Below are 692 nucleotides of genomic sequence, written 5' to 3'. Positions count from 1 at the left end.
GTCATCACCTTGACCGAGCTCATCGGCAATCCCATCCGCGCCCTGGCCTTCCGGCGCGACATCGATTGGAGCCTGGTCCGTTGGTACCTGCCCGGCGCCATCGCCGGTGCCGCTGCGGGCTCCTGGCTCTTCGCCAACAGTCGGGCGGAATGGCTCCAGATACTCATAGGGATCTATCTGATCAGTGCAGTCTGGGAATTTCGCGGCGGCGCGCGCGAGCGGAGCTACCGAGCCCGCCGCTGGTGGTTCCTCCCGGCCGGCCTGATCGTCGCGCTGTTGTCGGCGCTGATGGGCACGGTGGGACCCGTCTTGAATTCGCTCTATCTGAACTACGGTTCGGAGAAGGAGACGTTGGTCGCCACGAAATCGGTGAACTCGTTTGTGACCGATGTCGTCAAGATCGCGGTATTCACCGGACTCGGCGCGCTCGGTGGTCAGGCGGTCATGTACGGCGCAGCCGCGGGTTTGGGCGCTGCGCTTGCCAATCTGCTGGCCAAGCGCTGGCTCGAACGCCTAAGTGGACGACAGTTCCGCGGCCTTGTGGTCGCGCTCATGGCTGTGAGTGGAGCGCTGATGATCTGGAACCAGCACAGCTTCGTTGTGCAGGCCTGGCGCGCGGCCACAGGAATGTCTTAACAATGTCGATGTTGGCTGGAGCGCTGCGCCGTAGCTTGGTTGACCGGTCGCGCGAT

The 692-nt window shown here is 63.6% G+C and carries 1 protein-coding gene; it reads left to right on the top strand.

The genetic code is table 11. The annotated features are described in order from the left end of the window. The coding region (locus tag NKI41_RS33230; protein WP_352503944.1) for a sulfite exporter TauE/SafE family protein at positions 1-636 on the top strand (636 nt) is incomplete at its 5' end. Positions 637-692: the final 56 nt, after the last annotated feature.

The organism is Mesorhizobium sp. M0601 (genome assembly GCF_040320845.1).
Lineage (GTDB): Bacteria > Pseudomonadota > Alphaproteobacteria > Rhizobiales > Rhizobiaceae > Mesorhizobium.
Note: the sequence above shows the minus strand (reverse complement) of the source record. Positions and strands in the feature narration are given on the sequence as shown.